Here is a 17775-nt window from a genome sequence, read left to right on the forward strand (position 1 = left end):
CGACGTATGCAAGGTGCCTCCGGGGGGACGCAGGCAGGTTCGTGGTGGGTGAGGCGCGCCCCAGCAGGGAAGAACAGTGAGCGCGTAAATCTCTAGAAGCGACTACCTTACAGCCCTTTTGGTGAACTTCAAGTCATACCAGGGTTGCAGGTTATCGATTCTTGAGATTCCCATCGTCCCGGAGGGAGGGGGTAGCCCGAGGGGTCGGGCGTACCCGGGGGTGAGTCAGTTCTCAACCGGTGAGGGATTCCGGTTCTGCGACGCCGGCCGCGGCTTCAGGCGCATGGCGTGGAGCTTCTGGGCCAGGTCGGCGCCCTGGACACTCTTGGAGATGTAGCCGTCCGCACCGGACGCGATGGCCAGCGAGCGCAGCTTGGCCTCGTCGGAGGCGGAGTAGAGGATGAAGCGGGTGCCGGGGGGCGCGTACTGGCGCGCCAGCCCCACCACCTTGTCCCCCTTGAGGGCGGGGAAATTCACGTCGATGAGCACGAAGTCCGGCTCGGAGGCGCGCACGATGTTGGACACGCCCAGGGCGGACGTGTGGGTCTGCACATCGAACCCGTACGCGCTCAGCGAGCGCTGCACGAGGTCGAGCAGGTCCGGATCGTCGTCCACGACAAGGACGCGCGGTTTTGCTTCAGCCATGGCTTCTCCCTAGGTACTGACGAATCGTCTCGATGAGCTGATCGCGGTCCAGGGGCTTGGTCATGTAGGCCGTGCAGCCGGCCGCCTGCGCCTTGTCCTGGTATTCGCGACCCGCGTGCGCCGTCACGGCGATGACGGGCACATTCTGCCCATCCGGCAACGCGCGGAGCCTGCGGGTGACTTCCCAGCCGTCGAGCCGCGGCAGGGACAGGTCCATGAGGATGAGGTCCGGCGCGTCGTTGCGGGCCCGCTCCAGCCCCTGCTCGCCGTCCTCCGCCTCGATGAGATCATACAGTCCGCCCAGGTAGCGGCGGACGATGTCGCGGTTCTGCTCGCTGTCCTCCACGTACAGCACGCGGGGCAGCTTGCCCGCGCTGGCCGCCCGCTGGGACATGAGCAGCCCCTTGGCCTGCGCGATGACGTCCTCCAGCGCGTGGCCGCCCTTGCGCACGAAGCCGGCGAAGCCGTCGCGCAGGAGCGTCTCCTCCTCGTTGGAGAGCGTCTTGCCGGTGAGCACCACCACCGGCACGGACAGCTTCTCCGCGCGCAGCCGGCGAAGCACTTCGAAGCCGTCCAGGTTGGGCATCATCAGGTCCAGCACCACCAGCGACGGCGGCGACACGCGCGCCTTGAGCAGCGCGTCCTCGCCGTTGCGCGCCTCGTTGGTGCTGAAGCCCGCGCGGCGCAGGTTGCGGCTGACCAGCTCGCGCGTGGCCGCGTCGTCGTCCACCACCAGCACGTCACCCGTGGAGGCGGAAGCGCCCGCGGACGCCAGGCTCTTCTGCACCACGTCCACCAGGCGCTCCGGCTCCACCGGCTTCACCAGGTACTCGCACGCCCCCAGGCTGAAGCCGCGCGCGCGTTGCTCCTCCACGGACACCAGGATGACCGGGATGGCGGCGAGCGCCGGGTCGCTCTTGAGCTGGCTCAAGACGGACCAGCCGTCCATGCGCGGCAGGTGGATGTCCAGCAGGATGGCCTGCGGCTTCACCTCGCGGGCCAGCTTCAGCGCGGCGAGCCCGTCATTCGCCGTCACCACCTTGAAGCCCGCGGGCTCCAATTGGCCGGTGACGAGCTGCTGGATGAGCACGTCGTCGTCCACCACCAGCACCGTGCTGCCCGGCCGCGCCATGGGCGCCAGCCGCTGGGCCACGTCCTGCACGGGCACCAGGCGCTCCGTGGCGTGCGGGCTGTCCGCGCCCACCGTCGTCGCCAGCACGTCCGGCAGCCGCACCGTGAAGGTGGAGCCGCGGCCCAGCGTGCTCTTCACGTCCACCGTGCCGCCCAGCACGCGGGTGAGCTCGCGCACGATGGCCAGCCCCAGCCCCGTGCCGCCCACCTTGCGCGTGGTGGTGCCGTCCACCTGGCGGAACTTCTCGAAGATGAAGGGGAGCTGATCCCCCGGGATGCCCACGCCGGTGTCCTCCACCGTCATCAGCAGCTCGCCGCTCCCCGCGGGCACCACCGTGAGCGCGACCTCGCCCGTGTCGGTGAACTTGGCCGCGTTGCTCAGGAGGTTGAGCATGATCTGCCGCAGCTTCAGCGCGTCGGTGCGGATCTCCTTCGCGTCGTTGTCCACGTTCACGGTGAGGGCCACGTCCTTGCCCTTCAGGTACTCCTTCACCGTGGCCATGCACTCGTCGGCCAGCTCCTGCACGTCCACCGGCTCGGTGACGACCTCCACGCGGCCCGCTTCAATCTTGGACAGGTCCAGGATGTCGTTGATGAGCGCCAGGAGCGTCTTGGCGTTCGTCTTCACCACGTTGAGGTCGCGCCGGCCGTGCGGCGTCAGGCGGTTGCCCTCCTCGCGCATGAGCAGGTCGCAGTAGCCGATGATGCCGTTGAGCGGCGTGCGGATTTCATGGCTGAAGTTCGCCAGGAACTCGCTCTTGAGGCGCACGGCGCCTTCCGCCTCGCGGGCGCGCTCCTCTTCGTTGCGCTTGGCGACGGAGAGCTCCTGGGCCAGCCGGTCCAGGTCCTCGTTCTGCTGGCGGATGATCTCCATCTGGAGCGCGCGCTGCTGGTAGCTGGCCAGGGAGCGGGCGGACACCGCGCGCGTCTTCTTGATCTCCTCCAGGCTGGCGGCCAGCTGCTTGTTGGCGGCCTCCAGCTCATCCCTGGAGGCGCGCAGGGCCTCCTCGTTCTGCTTGCGCTCGGAGATGTCCTCCGTGACGCCCATCACGAAGCGCGCGACGCCCTGGTCGTCCAGGAGCGGAATCTTGCGCGTGGCGAAGATGCGGTCCACGCCGTCCGCGCGGGCCACCTCCTCGAACGTCTTCATCCGGCGCGTCTCGAGGATTTCGGTGTCGATGGCGACGAACGACTCCGCCTGCTCCTTGGGGAAGTAGTCGTGGTCCAGCTTCCCCAGCAGCCACTCCTTGGTGACCTTGAAGGCGTCCGCGAACGTCTTGTTCACCACCACCAGCCGGCGCGTCTCCGCGTCCTTCACGAACAGCACGAAGGGCAGCGCGTCGATGATGTTGCTGAGCAGGTAGTTGGTGCGCTTGAGCTCCACGCCCGTCATCTGGTGCTGGGCGCGCTCGGCGTGCAGGCGCAATTCGCGCGCCACCACGAAGGGCAGGTGGCCGTAGCGGTCCTCGGTGACGTAGTCGCGCGCCCCGGCGCGCATGACGGCGGCGAGCGCGTCCGCGCTCCAGGTGGGCGCGCTCACCACGAAGGCCGTCTCCTGGCCGCGCTTCACCCACTCCGCCTGGATGTCCTCCCAGCCCATGCCGGGGAGCTCGGACCCCACCAGCACCAGCGCCCAGGGGCGCTCCAGCGCCTGCTCCAGGGCCTCCCGCGTGCTGACGGGCTCCAGCGTGAGCATGGAGAGGATGTCCTCCTTCTCCAGCGCGTCGCGCATGGCGCGCGTCTCACGCTCGCTACCCACCAGGAGCAGGGACAGGGTGTAACCGAGGGGCGCTTCCGCGTGGGCCACGTCGAACGGGTGGTGGGCCATGGTCTTTTAGTTGGAGCCGAACGCGAGCACGGTCAGCGTGGTGTTGATGTGGAACCCCGAGTAGATCTCGAAGTGCACGTTCATCCCAACGGCGGAAGGCGCGAGCTTCATGGCCTCGGAGAGCTTCGGCACCGTGCCAGTGGCTCCCGCGTACCACATGCGTCCGCTGCAGTGGAACAGGAGGGCGGCCTGGGGGTTCTGCACCCGCCTGGGCAGCTCCTCCTGGAAGAAGTCCCGCGTCATGCCCGCCAGGTCCCCGGCCTTCATCAGGTCCAGCTCGCTGCCCTCCTCCAGGAGGTTGGCGAAGAGGATGGAGCCGTCCTCCAGGGGCCGCCAGGCGGCGCGGATGAAGTATTCGCGGCCCACCTTGAGCGCGGTGGGGCGCGACGCGAAGCCGCCCGGCCGCCCGAACTCCAGGTCCGCGATGTTCTCCACGCCCAGGATGTCCGCGTAGCGCCGCGCGGCGGGCTTGCCGTCGATTTCGAGCGCGCGCGTGTGCGTCTCGTCCACCTTGGTGATGGTGAGCCGCTCGCCGGTGGGCACGTACCAGTGCGAGCGCAGCGCGGCCCAGGGGGCGTTCGTCTTGAACAGGGCCACCAGCACGCCGTCGCCGGCCACCTCGCCATCCACGTGGATGAGCGCGGACTGGCGCGCGGGGTCCGTCTCCGAGTCGCTGGCGCCGCCGCCCACGAGCACCAGGGTCTGGTTCTTCTCCAGGATGCCCAGCAGCAGCTCTTCCTTCTTGTAGCGGAAGCCGTCGTCAATCACGAGGCCCACGTACCGGCGCGCGTCCAGGTCCTGCTGGCGCACGCCCAGCTCCTCGCACGCGCGCTTGATGGCCATGGCGCCCGCGGCGATGGCGTCCCCGGCGAGCCCGCTGCCCAGGCCCAGGCCCACCTCGAAGTCGCCGGAGAGCGCGCCCAGCACTGCGCTGTTCTCGTGGATGCCGTTGTTGTCCAGCTCGCCGGCGGTGGTGGCGCCCACCAGCCGGGTGTCCTTGGGCAGCCGCTCACGCACCGCGCGGTTGAGCGCGCGCTGGTCCAGCTGGCGGGCCGCGAACAGCGTCACCAGCTTCGGCGGGGGACCGTGGAGCTGGCGCAGGAGGTCCTCGGCGACGGCGACCGGATCCGTGAGGGTGGAACGAGCCGTCTGCATCTTCACGTGCGCCATGAGGACCTCCGTGCGAACCGGCGGCGGCTAGAAGCCGGCGCCGGGGTGTGTCTTGTGACAACTGCCGGTGCACTGCTGGAACGACTCGCGGCCCCCGCCGACGTACATGCTCTCGATGGGGCCGAACTTCTCCACGTGGCTGTCGGGGTAGCTCTTGTGGCACGACAGGCAGGCGGCCTTGCTGGTGCGCTGCGTGGTCTCCTGCTTCAGGTGGCAGGACGAGCACTTCTCCAGGGGCGCGTCGAAGCGGTTGGAGCGCGAGTGGATGAAGTGCGTGCGCACGAAGATGGGACCTTCCAGTTCGAAGCCCAGCGGAGCATGGCACGACGCGCACGCGGCGCGGTTGTCGTTCGCATGCAGCACCTCGCTCAGCTCGCCGCCCTTGCTGTGGCAGGTGTTGCAGGGGCCGGTGGTGAGCGCCGTCTCCGTGTGCGTCTTCGTCCCCACCTGGATTTCGATGGTGCGCGACGCCGGCCGGTCCTCGCCCAGGTACACGCGGCGCGCCTTGGCGGTCACCAGGTAGGTGCCGGGCTTCGCGTTCGCGGGCAGGTGGTAGGTCCAGGTGTCGCTCACGGGCGCGTCCCAGCGGCCCTCGTTGGGGAAGAAGGCGCCGCCGAAGAGCTTGTTCGACGGGGGGAAGGTCATGAACTGCGCATAGACGCCGTCGCGCTCCGGGGTGGCGATGGTCTGCACGTCCTGCGAGTCATCCAGGAAGGCCTCCAGGTCGACGATGCTCCGGATGGGCTGGATGTCCTGCGCCGGCCCGATGAGCTGCGTCATCATCATCCGTTCCTGGTGCTTGCGGCGGTAGTAGGTCGTCGTGGGGTTGAAGAAGGCCTGATAGTACTGGATCCCCGCCGGATTGCCGGGAGCGCCCGGAGGTGCGACCTCATTGTAGGTTGGCAGGCTCCCGGCCGGGTGCAGCCGCTTGCCCTTGCCGTCCTTCAGCGTCATCTGGAAGGTGACGTCCGACCCGGGGGCATACGTGCCGTCCTTGCGGGGCTTCGTCACGGGCTTGATGTCGATGCCGAACCCGTAGCCGTACTCCGGCTTGGAGACCTGCGTGACAGGGATGTAGTAGGGGGCGAACGGGCGCAGGCTCCAGCGCAGGCGCAGACCCACCGTGCGGGAGGTGAAGGTGAGCGTCTTCTTCTTCGCGTGGTCGTACGCGTTGCGCAGCTCCACCAGGGCCTCTTCCTCATAGGCCCGGGCGCCCGTGCAGTCCGTGAGCGAGCGGCAGTCGCGCGTCCACTGGATGGCGCGCATGCGGCGGATGAAGAAGTCGTCACGCTCCGTGCGGCGGGTGTCGTCGCTGCCGATGTTCAGCAGCACCGGCGCGCCCGTCAGCACGCCGCGCGCGTCCACCGGCTCCACCGTGAAGAGGCTGGTCGCCTTCATCCACGCCGCGTCCCGGTAGAACCGGCGGCGGGTGAACGTGCCGTCCGGGTTCGACAGGCCGACGAACTCCTGGTCCGCCAGACGCACACCGCCCCACCCGATGGCCAGGAAGTCGCTGTTCTGGCGCAGGCCGTCCACGCCCTCGTCCTGCGTGGCGAGGATGGAGGCGCGCAGGTCAATCTGGTTCACCCAGAAGGTCTGGCCGGCCTTCACCTTCAGGGGGACGCCCTCGCCGTTGTCCACCTCCAGCGCCAGGCCCACGGGAGCGGAGGCGCCGTTGCTGCCACCCCTGCGGGCGTCGTCGTCGGAGAGCGCCTGGTCCTGCACCGCGAGCTCCGGCTCCAGGCCAGCGGGGGACGCCAGCTCCTCGGACTCCGGACCGCCGCACGCCACCGTCAGGCTGGCCAGGGTGGCCAGCAGGCTCGCGCGGCCCGCCGTGAACAGGCGGGGAGTGCGCGTACACCGCTCCTGAATCTTGTCAGCTCCACCCATGAGGGGACTCCTCCGAACGCGTATGTGCGGACGGCTGCCGGAGCAGCGTCGCGGCCAGTGGACCCGGGTGCCCTTGCGTCGGGGGGACGCTGGCGGAGGGTCGCGCTCAAATCCGGCTTTTGCCGAAAACGAGCAGTTCTAGCCGCACGGAGAATATCCACAATCAACAGAAGGATTCAACTTCTGAGAATAATTCTAGTCAGAGGCGAACTCGGACTGTTGGTGACTGGATGGGACGGGGTGCTGGGGCGCAACCCACCCGGGAGGGTCATGCGCGAATCGAGGAAACGATTTCTGACGGGGTTTCCGGGGTGAAAGGGAGTTCGACCGTGAACTCCGCGCCCTCTCCCAGCCTCGAGTGGACGCGGATGGTGCCGCCGTGGGCCTCGACGAGCTGGCGGACGATGTAGAGGCCCAGTCCGAAGCCCGGCGCGCGGCTGTCCGTCGTGACCCGCTCGAAGCGGGTGAACAGGCGCTGCTGGGCTTCCTGGGGGATGCCGGCGCCGTGGTCCCGCACCGACATGCGGATCCGGTGTGCGTCCTCATCCACGTCCACCTGCACCTCCACCGGCTGGCCCCGGCCGAACTTGAGGGCGTTGGAGACCAGGTTGGTGAGGACGCGGTCCAGGCGCTGGCGGTCCCAGCGGCCGCGGGCGCCGCTGGGGGCGTGGACGGTGAGGGCGCAGCCGGCGGCGGCGGCCTGGTCCTCGTGGCGGGCGGCCACCTCGTGCGCCAGCTCCGCCAGGTCCATGGGCTGGGCCTCCAGCACCAGCCGGCCGCCGGACAGGCGCGACAGGTCCAGCAGGTTGTGCACCAGCCGCCCCAGCCGCTTCGTCTCCTCCTCGGCCAAAAGCAGCCCCTCGCGCAGGCGCGAGTCCTCCGCGTGGGCGGGCGCGCACTGCAGGCGCACGCGGCGCAGGCGCAGCTGCAGCGAGCTCAGCGGGGTGCCCAGGTCGTGCGCCGCCACGCCGATGAGCTCCAGCGCGTTCTGCGTCGCCGCCATCAGGCGGGCGTTGTCCAGCGCCAGCGCGGCGCGGGCGGACAGCTCCTCCAGGAAGGCCTGGTCCACCGCGCCGTAGTGCCGGTGCGGCCGGGTGGACAGCAGGCACAGCGCGCCCAGCACGCGGTTGTCCACGATGAGCGGCACGCTCAGCGCGGAGCGCACGCCCAGCGCGCGCCACAGCCCCGCGTAGGGGCTGTCGCTGACGGAGGGCGGCAGCCGGTCCGGGTCCACCTCGGCGAAGCGCTCGGCGCGGCCGGTGTGGACGACGCGCGCGGGGCCGGACTCGTCCAACGACGGCCGGCGCATCAGGGGCTCCCACAGCCGCGTCTGGGTGGCCGAGTCCGCGCACGCCACCGCGCCGGGGCGCACGTCGCCGTTGCCGTCCGGCAGGTACAGCACGCACGCGTCCGCGATCTCCGGCACGCACAGGCGCGTGAGCGCGTTTCCCAGCTCCTTGGCCCCGGCCTGGGGCTGGAGCACGCGGCCGGCCTCCGCGAGCAGCGCCTGCATGCGCTCGGTGCGCTTGCGCTCGGTGATGTCGCGCGTCACCTCCGCGAAGCCCTGCAGCGTGCCCCCTTCCGCGTACAGCGCGGTGAGCAGCGTCTCCGCCCAGAAGCGCGAGCCGTCCTTGCGCAGCCGCCAGCCCTCCGACTGCAGGCGCCGCTCGCGCGCGGCCCGCTCCCGGTGGGACGCGGGCAGGCCGTGCGTCACCGCGTCCGGCACGTGCAGCACCTCCGAGCGCTGGCCCACGATGTCCGACGACGTCCAGCCGGTGAGCCGCTCCGCGCCCGTGCTCCAGCAGGACACCGTGCCGTCCGGCTCCAGGAAGCACAGCGCGTAGTCGCTCACGCCATCCATGAACAGGTGCAACCGCTGTTCACTCTGCAGCCGCTCCGCGTGCATGGGGCCCAGCGCGTTGCGCAGCACCATGACCAGCGCGACGAGGGCGCCCAGGCCCAGCAGGCCGACGAGGATGTCGGAGGCGTGATGGAGGAAGGCCCCATCGTCCACCGCCAGCGTGTGGGTCGCGGACACCAGGGTGGCGAGCAGGATGAGTCCGGCCAGAAGGCATACGGACAGACCCGCACCTACCCTCTGCGCGAAGGTCCAACGTCGCAACATGTGGCACTCCCCCCCGACGGCACCGAGCGCTTCTGTGCAGAAGGACCCTCAACATCACCGAAAAGGTGGGGTGAGCGACATCGCACTGCCGGGCAGGGTATCCTATAACCCGGTTTTTACCCGTTTGTCATGGAATCATGGAGCCTACCTGACAGGAGGGGAAGTTTCCGGCCGACAGGACGCGGCGGGGCTGTCTGGCGGAGGACAGGGCTCCGGGGCTGCCGGGAACTCGGGCCTGGAATCAAGGGGTTGGAGGGGGAGGAGGTGCTCGTGAAATGGCCTTCCGGGCGCCGGGACGTTATGCAGCGCCCCCCTCCTCGCATCCGGGTGTTGCACGGCATATGGCGTCTCTCGTCGAAGGTCTGAAGGTCCGCTACCTCCCGCAGCCCGAATGGGGCGTGGGGCATCTGGTGTCGCTGCAGGAGCAGGGGGCCAAGGCCCTCATCGCCTTCCCGTCCCGCGAGGATGCGCCGGTGCTGGTGTCCACGCGCGGCGGCGCGCTGGTGCCGTACCAGCTGCCCAAGGGCGAGCCCATCCAGACGCCGAAGGGGCGCAAGGCCACCATCCTGGGCGAGGAGCCGGGCGCGCGCGGGCTGCGCCGCTACGTGGTGCGCTTCGAGGACACGGGCGAGGAGGACGAGCTGCCGGAGTCCGAGGTCCGCGCGCTGGCGCCGCGCTCCGACCTCCTGTCCACGCTGCGCGACGGGCGGGTGGGGGACGCGAAGGCGTTCATGCTGCGCAAGCAGGCGCTGGTGCTGGACGACGAGCGCCGCGGTGACGCGCTGGGCGCGCTGCTGGCCAGCCGGGTGATGGTGAAGCCGCACCAGGTGGGCGTGGTGCAGCGCGTGCTGTCCGCGCGCCGGCCGCGCTTCGTGCTGGCGGATGAAGTGGGCCTGGGCAAGACGATTGAAGCGGGCATGGTGTTCAGCGCGCTGCGGCTGGTGGGCCTGGCGCGCCGCTGCCTGGTGGTGGCGCCCAGCCACCTCACCGTGCAGTGGCTGGTGGAGCTGTTCCACAAGTTCAACCAGCTCTTCACGCTGATGGACTCGGACCGCTACGAGCAGTCGCTGAAGGAGGCGCCGGACGTCTCCCCGTGGGCGCGCTTCCCGCTGGTGGTGACGAGCCTGGAGCTGCTCAGCCGCACGCGCGAGCACCGCGAGGAGGTGGCGGCCGAGGACGCCTTCTGGGACCTGGTCATCATCGACGAGGCGCACCACCTGAAGGGCGAGAAGGCCTTCGCCGCCGCGAAGGGGCTGGCCGCGAACTCGTGGGGCCTGTTGCTGCTCACCGCCACGCCCATGCAGCTGGACCCGGCGGAGTACCACGGGCTGCTCACCCTCATCGACGCGGCGACCGCGCCGTCGGTGAAGGGCTTCGAGGCGCGGCTCCAGCGCCAGGAGGAGCTGTCCACCGCGGTGCGCGCCCTCATGGAGGGCAAGGCCGACGGCAAGGACGCGAAGGCCGCCGTGGCCTCGCTGGCGAAGCGCTTCCCGGAGGACGCGCGGCTCCAGACGCTGAAGGAGAAGGAGGCGCTGCTCTCACACCTGGCGGAGACGTACAGCCTGTCGGACCGGCTGGTGCGCAACCGGCGCGCGGTGGTGGGCGGCTTCTCCACGCGCAGGCTCCACCGGCACCCGGTGCAGCTCACGCCCGAGGAGCTGAAGGCGCGCGATACGGCCCTGGCCACGCTGGCGCAGGGCAGCTTGCGCGGCGCGCCGCTGGCCAATGTCTTGCGCCGCCTGGAGTCCAGCCCCGCGGCGTTCATGGGCGCGGTGAAGTCCAACCCGGCGCTGAAGGGCGCGGACCTCAAGCTGACCGGCCGCGACGCGAAGCTCATCGCGTTCGTGGGCGTGCTGCGCGGCATCTGGAAGGCGGAGCCGCGCGCGAAGGTGCTGGTGTTCACGGAGAGCCGCGACACGCTGGACTCGCTCCAGTCGGAGCTGTCGCGCGAGGGCGTGGAGGCGCTGGGCTACCACGGCGACCTGCCGCTCGTGGAGCGCGACCGGCAGGTGGCGCGCTTCCGCGACCCGGAGGGCCCCCAGGTGCTGCTGTGCACGGAGGTGGGCGGCGAGGGCCGCAACTTCCAGTTCGCGCATCACCTGGTCCACTACGACCTGCCATGGAGCCCCTCCACGGTGGAGCAGCGCATTGGCCGCCTGGACCGCATTGGCCAGACGCACCCGGTGGAGATCCACGTCTTCGACCCCGCGGGCACGCTCGCGTCGGACGTGCTGATGCTGCTGGCGGACGCCGTGGGCGTCTTCGGTGAGACGGTGGGCGGCCTGGACGCGGTGCTGGAGGAGGTGGAGGACCGCATCGCGGACCTGGCCCTGCTGCCCCGCGAGGCGCGCGTGGACTACGCCTCCGAGCTGAAGGCCCGCGTGGAGGCGGCGCGGGAGCAGGTGAAGCGCGCGTACGACCCGCTCCTGGACGTGCGCAGCTTCGACAAGCCCGCCGTGGCCCGGCTGGTGGCGCGCGCGCAGGAGCGCATGGGCGAAGAACCTCCAGACGAGGACTCCGACGAGGAGGCTCCGCCGCTGGAGGACGGGCTGTGGAGCGTGGCGCGCGACCTGGACGAGCGCCTGGAGGAGACCGTCACGGAGCTGGCGCGCCGCGTGGGCATTGGCGTGGACACCGACGAGCAGGTGGAGGCCTTCCAGGTGGCCTTCCAGTTCGGCCACGCGCTCAACGTCGAGGGCCTGCCCGGCATCGACGTGATGCAGGACCGCACCGTGCTGGGCACCTTCTGGCGCGACACCGCCGTGGAGGCGGAGGAGCTGGAGTACTTCGCCACCGGCCACCCGCTGGTGGAGGCGCTGTTCGGCTTCCTCAAGGACGGCCCCTACGGCCGCAGCGGCTTCCGCCACATCGAGAAGCGCTCGGTGAAGAAGCCCGCGCGCGGCCTGGAGCTGCTCTTCCACGTCCAGCTGCCGGAGCCCCAGGACACGACCCCCGGCGCCCGCGTGCCCAGCCGCCAGCTGGCGCGCTTCCTCGCGCGCTCGCTGCTGCCCGTCGCCGTGGTGGACGGGCCCCAGGGCCCCGTGGCGGACGCGGCCGTGCTCCCCGCGCTGGAGGCGGACGGCAAGGCCCTGAAGGGGGACGAGGTCCACCAGGCCTTCCCCGGCTTCGGCGCCTTCGTGGACGCCGCGCTGCCCGTGGCCCAGGCCGCCGCCGAGGCGGAGCTGGGCCGGTCCGCGAAGAAGGCCCGGGCCGCCATCGAGGCGGAGCGCGACGCGGCCGCCAGCCGCCTGCGCCTCTCCCTCTCCCACCAGGGCCTGCCCCCGGAAGAGGTGGAGGCCCAGGTTGACGCGGAGCGCCATCACTATGAACGCCTGCTGGGGGCGCTCGCCGGGGCGAAGGTGGTGCTGGACGCGGCCTGCGGGTTCACCCTCAACAAGTGAACCAAACAGTCCTGTTGTAATGGAATGGGTCCTGGGGCGGCTCCGGCCATTTGACCGATTCCCCAATCATCGAGAATCTAGGAGGAAGGCAGCCTCCCCCTCTATGGCCTTCCCCCGTCCCCAACGTCGGCAGCACGAGTCCGGTCAGGCCGCCGTGGAAGCGGCGTTGTGCATGCCGCTGGTGGTGTTCATGGTGCTGGGCTCGCTGCAGCTCTTCATGCTGCTGCAGGGCCGCATCCTGGCGCAGGTGGCGGTGTACCGCGCGGTGCGCGCGGGCAGCCTCAACCACGGCAGCTGCGAGGCGATGACGCACGCGGCGCTGGTGACGATGCTGCCCACGGTGGAGCACACCCGGACGCCCGCGCAGCTGGCCAATGCCTTCGACGAGCGCAAGCGCAACTACCTGCGCGTGCGCGGCTCCAAGGGCACGCTCTTCACCGAAGGGCCCATGGTCGAAATCGTCCGCGAGTCCCCGGACGTGGGCTGGGTGCGCAGCCTCGCGGGCGACGAGGACCTGCTGTTCGACGCGCCCACGGACTCGGCCGCGGAGCTGCAGCGGCGCACGCTCGAGATCCGCATGGTGGCCTGGTACTACATGCGCATCCCGTTCGCGGACTGGGTGATGAGCCGGATGTTCCTGGCCCAGTTCCACCTGAAGAACTACACGAACGCGAACCCGCTCAACCCGGCGCAGAAGGAGTCCGACTGGTGGGCGGACACCGACGTGGAGCTGGGGCCGGATGACTGGCCCGGCGGCGACCTGGGCGAGCGGATGGTGCGCTGGAACGCGCAGGGCCACTACCTGTTCCCCATCCAGGTCCACGCGGCCATGCGGATGATGACCCCGGTGAAGGCGTCGAACTTCAATGGAGGTGCCGGATGCAGCCTGCACGGCTTCTGAAGTCCGGCGCGCGCGGCCAGGCGCTGGTGCTGTTCTCGCTGACGTTCCTCCTGTTGACGCTGATGGTGCTGCTCACGCTGGGCTTCGGCATGCGCGCCAAGGAGCGCGTCGAAATCCAGATGGCCGCGGACGCGGCGGCCTACAGCCAGGCGGTGTCCACGGCGCGCACGTTCAACGCCATCGCGGTGATGAACCGCGCGCAGATTGCCCACATGGTGGCCATGGCGGGCACGCAGTCGATGATCAGCTACGGCAGCCAGATGTACGCCGCGCGGCAGACGTCCGCGTGCCCCATGCCCGACCCGGCGTGGTCCGCCCTGGACCAGGCGGCGGCCATGCAGACGCTGTCCCTGCAGGGGCGCGCGGGCGACATGTTCCGCTCGTCGCTGGCCATCTACAACCAGCTCATCGGCACGCACCTGGCGAACCAGGGGCTGACGAACCTCATCGCCAAGGAGATCAACCCGGAGCTGTTCGCTCCGCCCGAGGGCGCCAACAAGTCGCTGGCGGAGGTGTCCGGCGGCGCGGCGGCCGGCTCCAGCTACGACGACCTGATGCAGCAGGAGAAGACCGGCACGGTGCCGGAGACCGCCGGCGCGGTGATGCCCACCGGTGGAGGCCAGGGCAACGCCACGCGCAACGCCACCATGGGCAGCCTGGGCTGGACCTGGGTGCACAACCGGCCCACCGGCAGCGCGGGCTTCGGCTCGGGCGCCGCCGCGCACAACCCGGGCTTCCAGCACTACGCCAGCGCGGCCGCGATGGACTCCTCCACCTACGAGACCATCTCCGGCCGCAACTCGTGGGCGCACGACCACGGCCGCGCCATCACGGAGACCTGCCCGGACGGCACCCCCATCACCGCCACGGCGACGGACGCGTGGGTGATGTCCGACGAGCGCCAGTCCAACGAGGACCAGCACGTCTACGGCGCGAACAGCCCGCCGCCCGGCCAGGGCGCGGAGAACAACACCACCGTGGACGAGCGCCACACGCTGGGCGAGTGCGTGGTGTGCCCCGGCATCTGGCCCTATTCGGTGGGCTTCAACGCGGCGCTCCTGCACGGCAACGCGGATGAGAACGACTACGGCCAGCCCAAGCTGTACGCGATGCTCCTGCGCGACTACGCCAGCGACGCGCGCCGTGCGAAGCCGGATCCCTGGAACCTGCTGTTCACCTTCAAGTTCGCGAACCAGGAGACGGAGTTCGACAACGCCGCGCCGCTGGGCCGCATCCAGCCCACGGGCCGCGAGGACGTGCAGCGCAACCAGGTGGCGCTGGCCGCGGGGCTCGCCTACTACCACCGGCCCCGGCCGGCGGCGGCGGGCGGAGGCTGGGAGGAGCCGCCCAACTTCCTCAACCCCTTCTGGCGCGCCACGCTGGTGAGCACCGAGGGCGCCCGCGACGACAAGCCCGCCCACCGCCTGCAGCAGGCGGGCTTCTCCGAGCACGCGGAAACCCTGCGCCGGCTGGACAGCGCCGGCTACCGGGGCGGCAGCAGCACGGGCGGGAGGTACTGATGCGCGCGCACGCTTCCAGGTCGCGCCGCGGACAGGCGCTCGTCGAGACGGCGCTCGGGTCCATGGTGTTCGTCACCATCCTCCTCTTCGGCATCTATTTCGCGGAGGTGGGCGCGCTGACGCTCAAGGTGCAGGAGGCCGCCAACTTCGCGCTGTGGGAGGCCACCGGGCACGTGATGCACAACCCGCAGAACGGCGTCTTCCAGCGCTCGAACGCGGAGGCGCTGGCGTCCTCGGAGGCCTCCGGGCGCTACCAGGACTTCGACGGCCGGGCCAGCCAGACGAGCAGCAGGATGACCTTCCAGCTGGCCATCGCGCGCGCCACGCGGGTGGAGGTGGACTGTGAGCCCACGCGGCCCACGGGCAGCCCCGTGGGCATCCTGGGCACCCGTCCGGAGGACGCGGATCCGGGCTCGGCGGCGCTGGGGCTGGCCATGGTCACCCAGTCCGACGGCATCTCCTGCAACGCGTCCACCACGCTGCGCGCGGAGCGGCTGGGCAACTTCATGGAGCCGGAGTTCTTCAAGGTGTCGCACCGGCTGGCCAGCGACCAGTTCCGCGTGTGCGCCGCCGGGCGCGCGTCCGGCGGGCGCTGCACGCGGCGCTTCTTCATGCTGCTGGACGACTGGGGACTCGGGGGCGTGGCGGAAGGGCGCGAGTGCCCGCTCAGCACCAACACCGGTGGCCCCTGCGCGAACGTGGACTACTACGGGTGGGCGGAGCGGGTGTACCGCGAGAACGGCGGCGGCGGGAACGCGGGCACCGCGCTGATGGCCGGCGTGGGCGCGGAGGGCGGCGTGAACGAGGACCAGTTCTTCATGAGCTTCCGCGGCGCGGAGAGCAACTACGAGCAGAGCATCGGCGCGTCGCACGCGGGCAACCAGACCGTCTGGGAGACGACCCCCTTCGTGGCGCCCAACGTCACCCCGAACTACCGGAGTGAAGGCCGGCGCAACAAGTGGCTGGGAGGCGTGCCGCATTGAGCCGGGCGGATGTCCGCGGGCGCGTGGCGGGCGGAGTGCTGGCGCTGATGATGGCGCTGTCCGCCGGGGCCCAGGTCCCGGACGCGGGCGTCCCGGACGCGGGCGTGCAGGCGGCGCCGCGCTTCGCGTGGCCCAGGCTCCAGGTCATCGCGCACGTGGAGTCCAGCGACATCGTGGAGGCGGGCGGCATCCCCGTGGCGCTGCGCGCGGTGCACGTGAAGGAGAACATCCGGGACCTGGTGCAGCGCTTCGCGGATGCGTTCCGCGACGGCGGGCTCTACGTGCCGCCCGGCAAGGAGCAGGCCCAGTACGCGAACAACGCGGCCATGCTCACCGCGTTGGATCCGCGCCGCCGCATCACCTACACGGTGGTGATGATGCCGCAGCCGGACGGCACCACCACGCTGTACCTGGGCGAGGCGAACCACGCGCTGGCGCGTCCACCGGAAGCCGCCGGGGACTTCGCGCCGCTGCCGCCGCGGGCCAACGGGGTGCTGCGCGTGAACGCGGAAGGGTCGCGCACGCTCAGCTTCCAGGTGCCGCTCACGGGCCCGGAGGTCCAGGCCTTCTACGACGACGCCCTGGCGAAGGCCGGGTGGAAGCGCGGCGACGAGGCCGGCCTGTACTCACGGCCCGGCGCGGAGCTGCGGCTCACGCACCAGCCCGGCAAGGACGGCCAGCGCGGCGTGGTGCTCGTCCACCAGCAGCGCGCACGCTGACTGCGTCAGGCGCGCGGGGCAGCAGCGCGCACGCTGACTGCGTCAGGCGCGCGGGGCAGCAGCGCGCACGCTGACTGCGTCAGGCGCGCGGGGCAGCAGCGCGCACGCTGATCAGGCGCGCAGCTTCTCGCGCAGCGCCTTCGCGCGGCCCTGCATGTCGGGGTCCAGGCCGGTGAGCTCGATGGACTTCAGCCGCTGGTCCAGGCTCTTGGGCAGCTTCTTCTGGAGCGTGCCCGCCTCCTGGAGCGCCTCCAGCTTCGCCAGCGCCTTGTCCACGATGCGCTCGCGCGGGTGGTCCAGCAGGCTGTCGAGGAAGTACGCGTCCTCGGGCATGTCCGGATACTTCTCCAGGTAGTCCACCACGCCCTTCACCCAGTCCGCGCGCGTCTCCGACTCCTGCACCTTGCGCAGCGCGTCCTTCTGGGCCTTGCGCTTGCCCTCGGGGTCGAAGGTCTTCGCCAGGCCTTCGGGCAGCTCGCCGCCGGTGAAGAGGGCGTCCGCGGCCGTCTTGTATTTCTGGTAGCTGGCGCTGCGCTCCAGCTTCTGCTGCGCCGGGTCGTCCTGGCGCGAGTGGTACTTGCTCTTGCCGCGCTGCGCGTCCAGCTCGCGGTAGGACTTGTTGCGCTTGCCGGTGAAGCCACCACCGTCGTTGTCGTCTCGGGCCATCTTCATCTCCCCTTGCGGGCGCGCCACAGCGCCGCCAGTCCCCGCCGGACGAGGGTGCGCACCTGCGCCAGCTCCTCGGGGGCGAGGGGGTGCTCCTCGTCCTGCTCCGCCTCGAACAGCGCCTCCGTCACGTATTCCTGGAGGGTGTCCGGCGCGGGCGGCGCATCCGGTTCCCTGTCCAGGGCCCTGGCATCCACGGCCGAGAGCCCCGGCGGCCAGCCCAGCTCCAGCATGGCGTGCAGCTCGAAGAGCAGGTGACGGGCGACCCCGTAACCTTCGTCCGTGAGGCCAGCGGCGTCAAGCGCACCCAGCAAGCCGTCCTGCCGGTTCTCGTAGGCATGCATCAGCCGCGTGCGCGCCTTGTCGTCGTCCTCCAGGTAACGCCAGGCGGCTTCGACGAATTCGCCGGAGGGCTCGCCGGGATGGAAGGGCGCGGGCGGCTGCAGCCGCTCCTTCTTCGGGCGCGGCGGACGGGGGCCGTCCTCCAGCCGCACCTCCTTGCCCTCCAGCACCAGGTCCCAGAGGCCCAGCAGGTTCTGGTACAGGCGGCGCGCCAGGTCCGGGTCCCGGAAGCGGGGCTCGCCGTCGAAGAGGGTGGGAATCACCTCGGTGTGGTCGGCGCCGTCGGCACGCGCCTCGCGCATGCGCTCGAGCACGTCGGCGGTGTCGCAGGGACTGCCGGCCAGCTCCAGCAGTCCGTCGAGCGTCTGTGCACCCTCGAACTGGCGGACGAAATCGGGGCCTCGGTTCTTGGAGCGGCTCATCGTGAAATGGACGGTAGGCACAAGGCGGGCAT

At 70.6% G+C, this 17775-nt stretch carries 12 protein-coding genes; 5 read left to right on the forward strand and 7 right to left on the reverse strand.

Annotation, left to right across the window (positions count from 1 at the left end; translation table 11 throughout):
• Window positions 1-225: 225 nt before the first annotated feature.
• The 5 genes from NR792_RS30405 to NR792_RS30425 form a co-directional block, all read right to left on the reverse strand.
• A complete protein-coding gene (locus NR792_RS30405) occupies window positions 226-645 on the reverse strand; it encodes a response regulator (RefSeq protein ID WP_375756202.1) in 420 nt (139 codons plus the stop codon).
• On the reverse strand, window positions 638-3604 hold the full coding sequence (locus tag NR792_RS30410) for a response regulator (RefSeq protein WP_375756203.1): 2967 nt from the start codon (window positions 3602-3604) through the stop codon (window positions 638-640). Before NR792_RS30410 ends, NR792_RS30405 begins: the two co-directional genes overlap by 8 nt.
• A gap of 6 nt (window positions 3605-3610) precedes the next feature.
• Window positions 3611-4774 carry an FIST signal transduction protein gene (locus NR792_RS30415; protein ID WP_375756204.1) on the reverse strand — a complete coding sequence of 388 codons (1164 nt, stop codon included), beginning with the start codon at window positions 4772-4774 and terminating at the stop codon, window positions 3611-3613.
• A 27-nt stretch (window positions 4775-4801) separates the two neighbouring features.
• Entirely contained in the window at window positions 4802-6664 is a 1863-nt protein-coding gene (locus NR792_RS30420) for a cytochrome C (RefSeq protein WP_375756205.1), read from the reverse strand.
• A gap of 268 nt (window positions 6665-6932) precedes the next feature.
• Window positions 6933-8789, reverse strand: coding sequence for an ATP-binding protein (locus NR792_RS30425; RefSeq protein ID WP_375756206.1), 1857 nt, complete (start codon window positions 8787-8789; stop codon window positions 6933-6935).
• Between the two features lie 341 nt (window positions 8790-9130).
• Here NR792_RS30425 and NR792_RS30430 point away from each other — a divergent pair, with 341 nt between their 5' ends.
• From NR792_RS30430 to NR792_RS30450, 5 genes are all read left to right on the forward strand, one after another.
• Entirely contained in the window at window positions 9131-12190 is a 3060-nt protein-coding gene (locus NR792_RS30430; protein ID WP_375756207.1) for a helicase-related protein, read from the forward strand.
• A 103-nt stretch (window positions 12191-12293) separates the two neighbouring features.
• Entirely contained in the window at window positions 12294-13091 is a 798-nt protein-coding gene (locus tag NR792_RS30435; protein ID WP_375756208.1) for a TadE/TadG family type IV pilus assembly protein, read from the forward strand.
• The gene (locus tag NR792_RS30440) at window positions 13070-14611 is read left to right on the forward strand and encodes a pilus assembly protein (RefSeq protein WP_375756209.1); all 1542 of its coding nucleotides are present in this window, start codon (window positions 13070-13072) and stop codon (window positions 14609-14611) included. Before NR792_RS30435 ends, NR792_RS30440 begins: the two co-directional genes overlap by 22 nt.
• Window positions 14611-15594, forward strand: a complete 984-nt coding sequence (locus tag NR792_RS30445) for a hypothetical protein (protein ID WP_375756210.1) — start codon at window positions 14611-14613, stop codon at window positions 15592-15594. The genes NR792_RS30440 and NR792_RS30445 overlap by 1 nt, the downstream gene beginning before the upstream one ends.
• Before the next feature lie 23 nt (window positions 15595-15617).
• The gene (locus NR792_RS30450; protein WP_375756211.1) at window positions 15618-16313 is read left to right on the forward strand and encodes a hypothetical protein; all 696 of its coding nucleotides are present in this window, start codon (window positions 15618-15620) and stop codon (window positions 16311-16313) included.
• 111 nt (window positions 16314-16424) lie between these two features.
• Here the strand turns inward: NR792_RS30450 and NR792_RS30455 are convergent, their stop codons facing one another.
• Complete coding sequence (locus NR792_RS30455; protein ID WP_171435580.1) at window positions 16425-16979, reverse strand: hypothetical protein; 555 nt, start codon at window positions 16977-16979, stop codon at window positions 16425-16427.
• Window positions 16980-16981: 2 nt separating this feature from the next.
• Window positions 16982-17743 (reverse strand): hypothetical protein, encoded by a 762-nt coding sequence (locus NR792_RS30460; RefSeq protein WP_375756212.1) that lies wholly within the window; start codon window positions 17741-17743, stop codon window positions 16982-16984.
• Between the last annotated feature and the right edge of the window lie 32 nt (window positions 17744-17775).

Source organism: Corallococcus exercitus (assembly GCF_042231735.1).
GTDB lineage: Bacteria > Myxococcota > Myxococcia > Myxococcales > Myxococcaceae > Corallococcus > Corallococcus exercitus_B.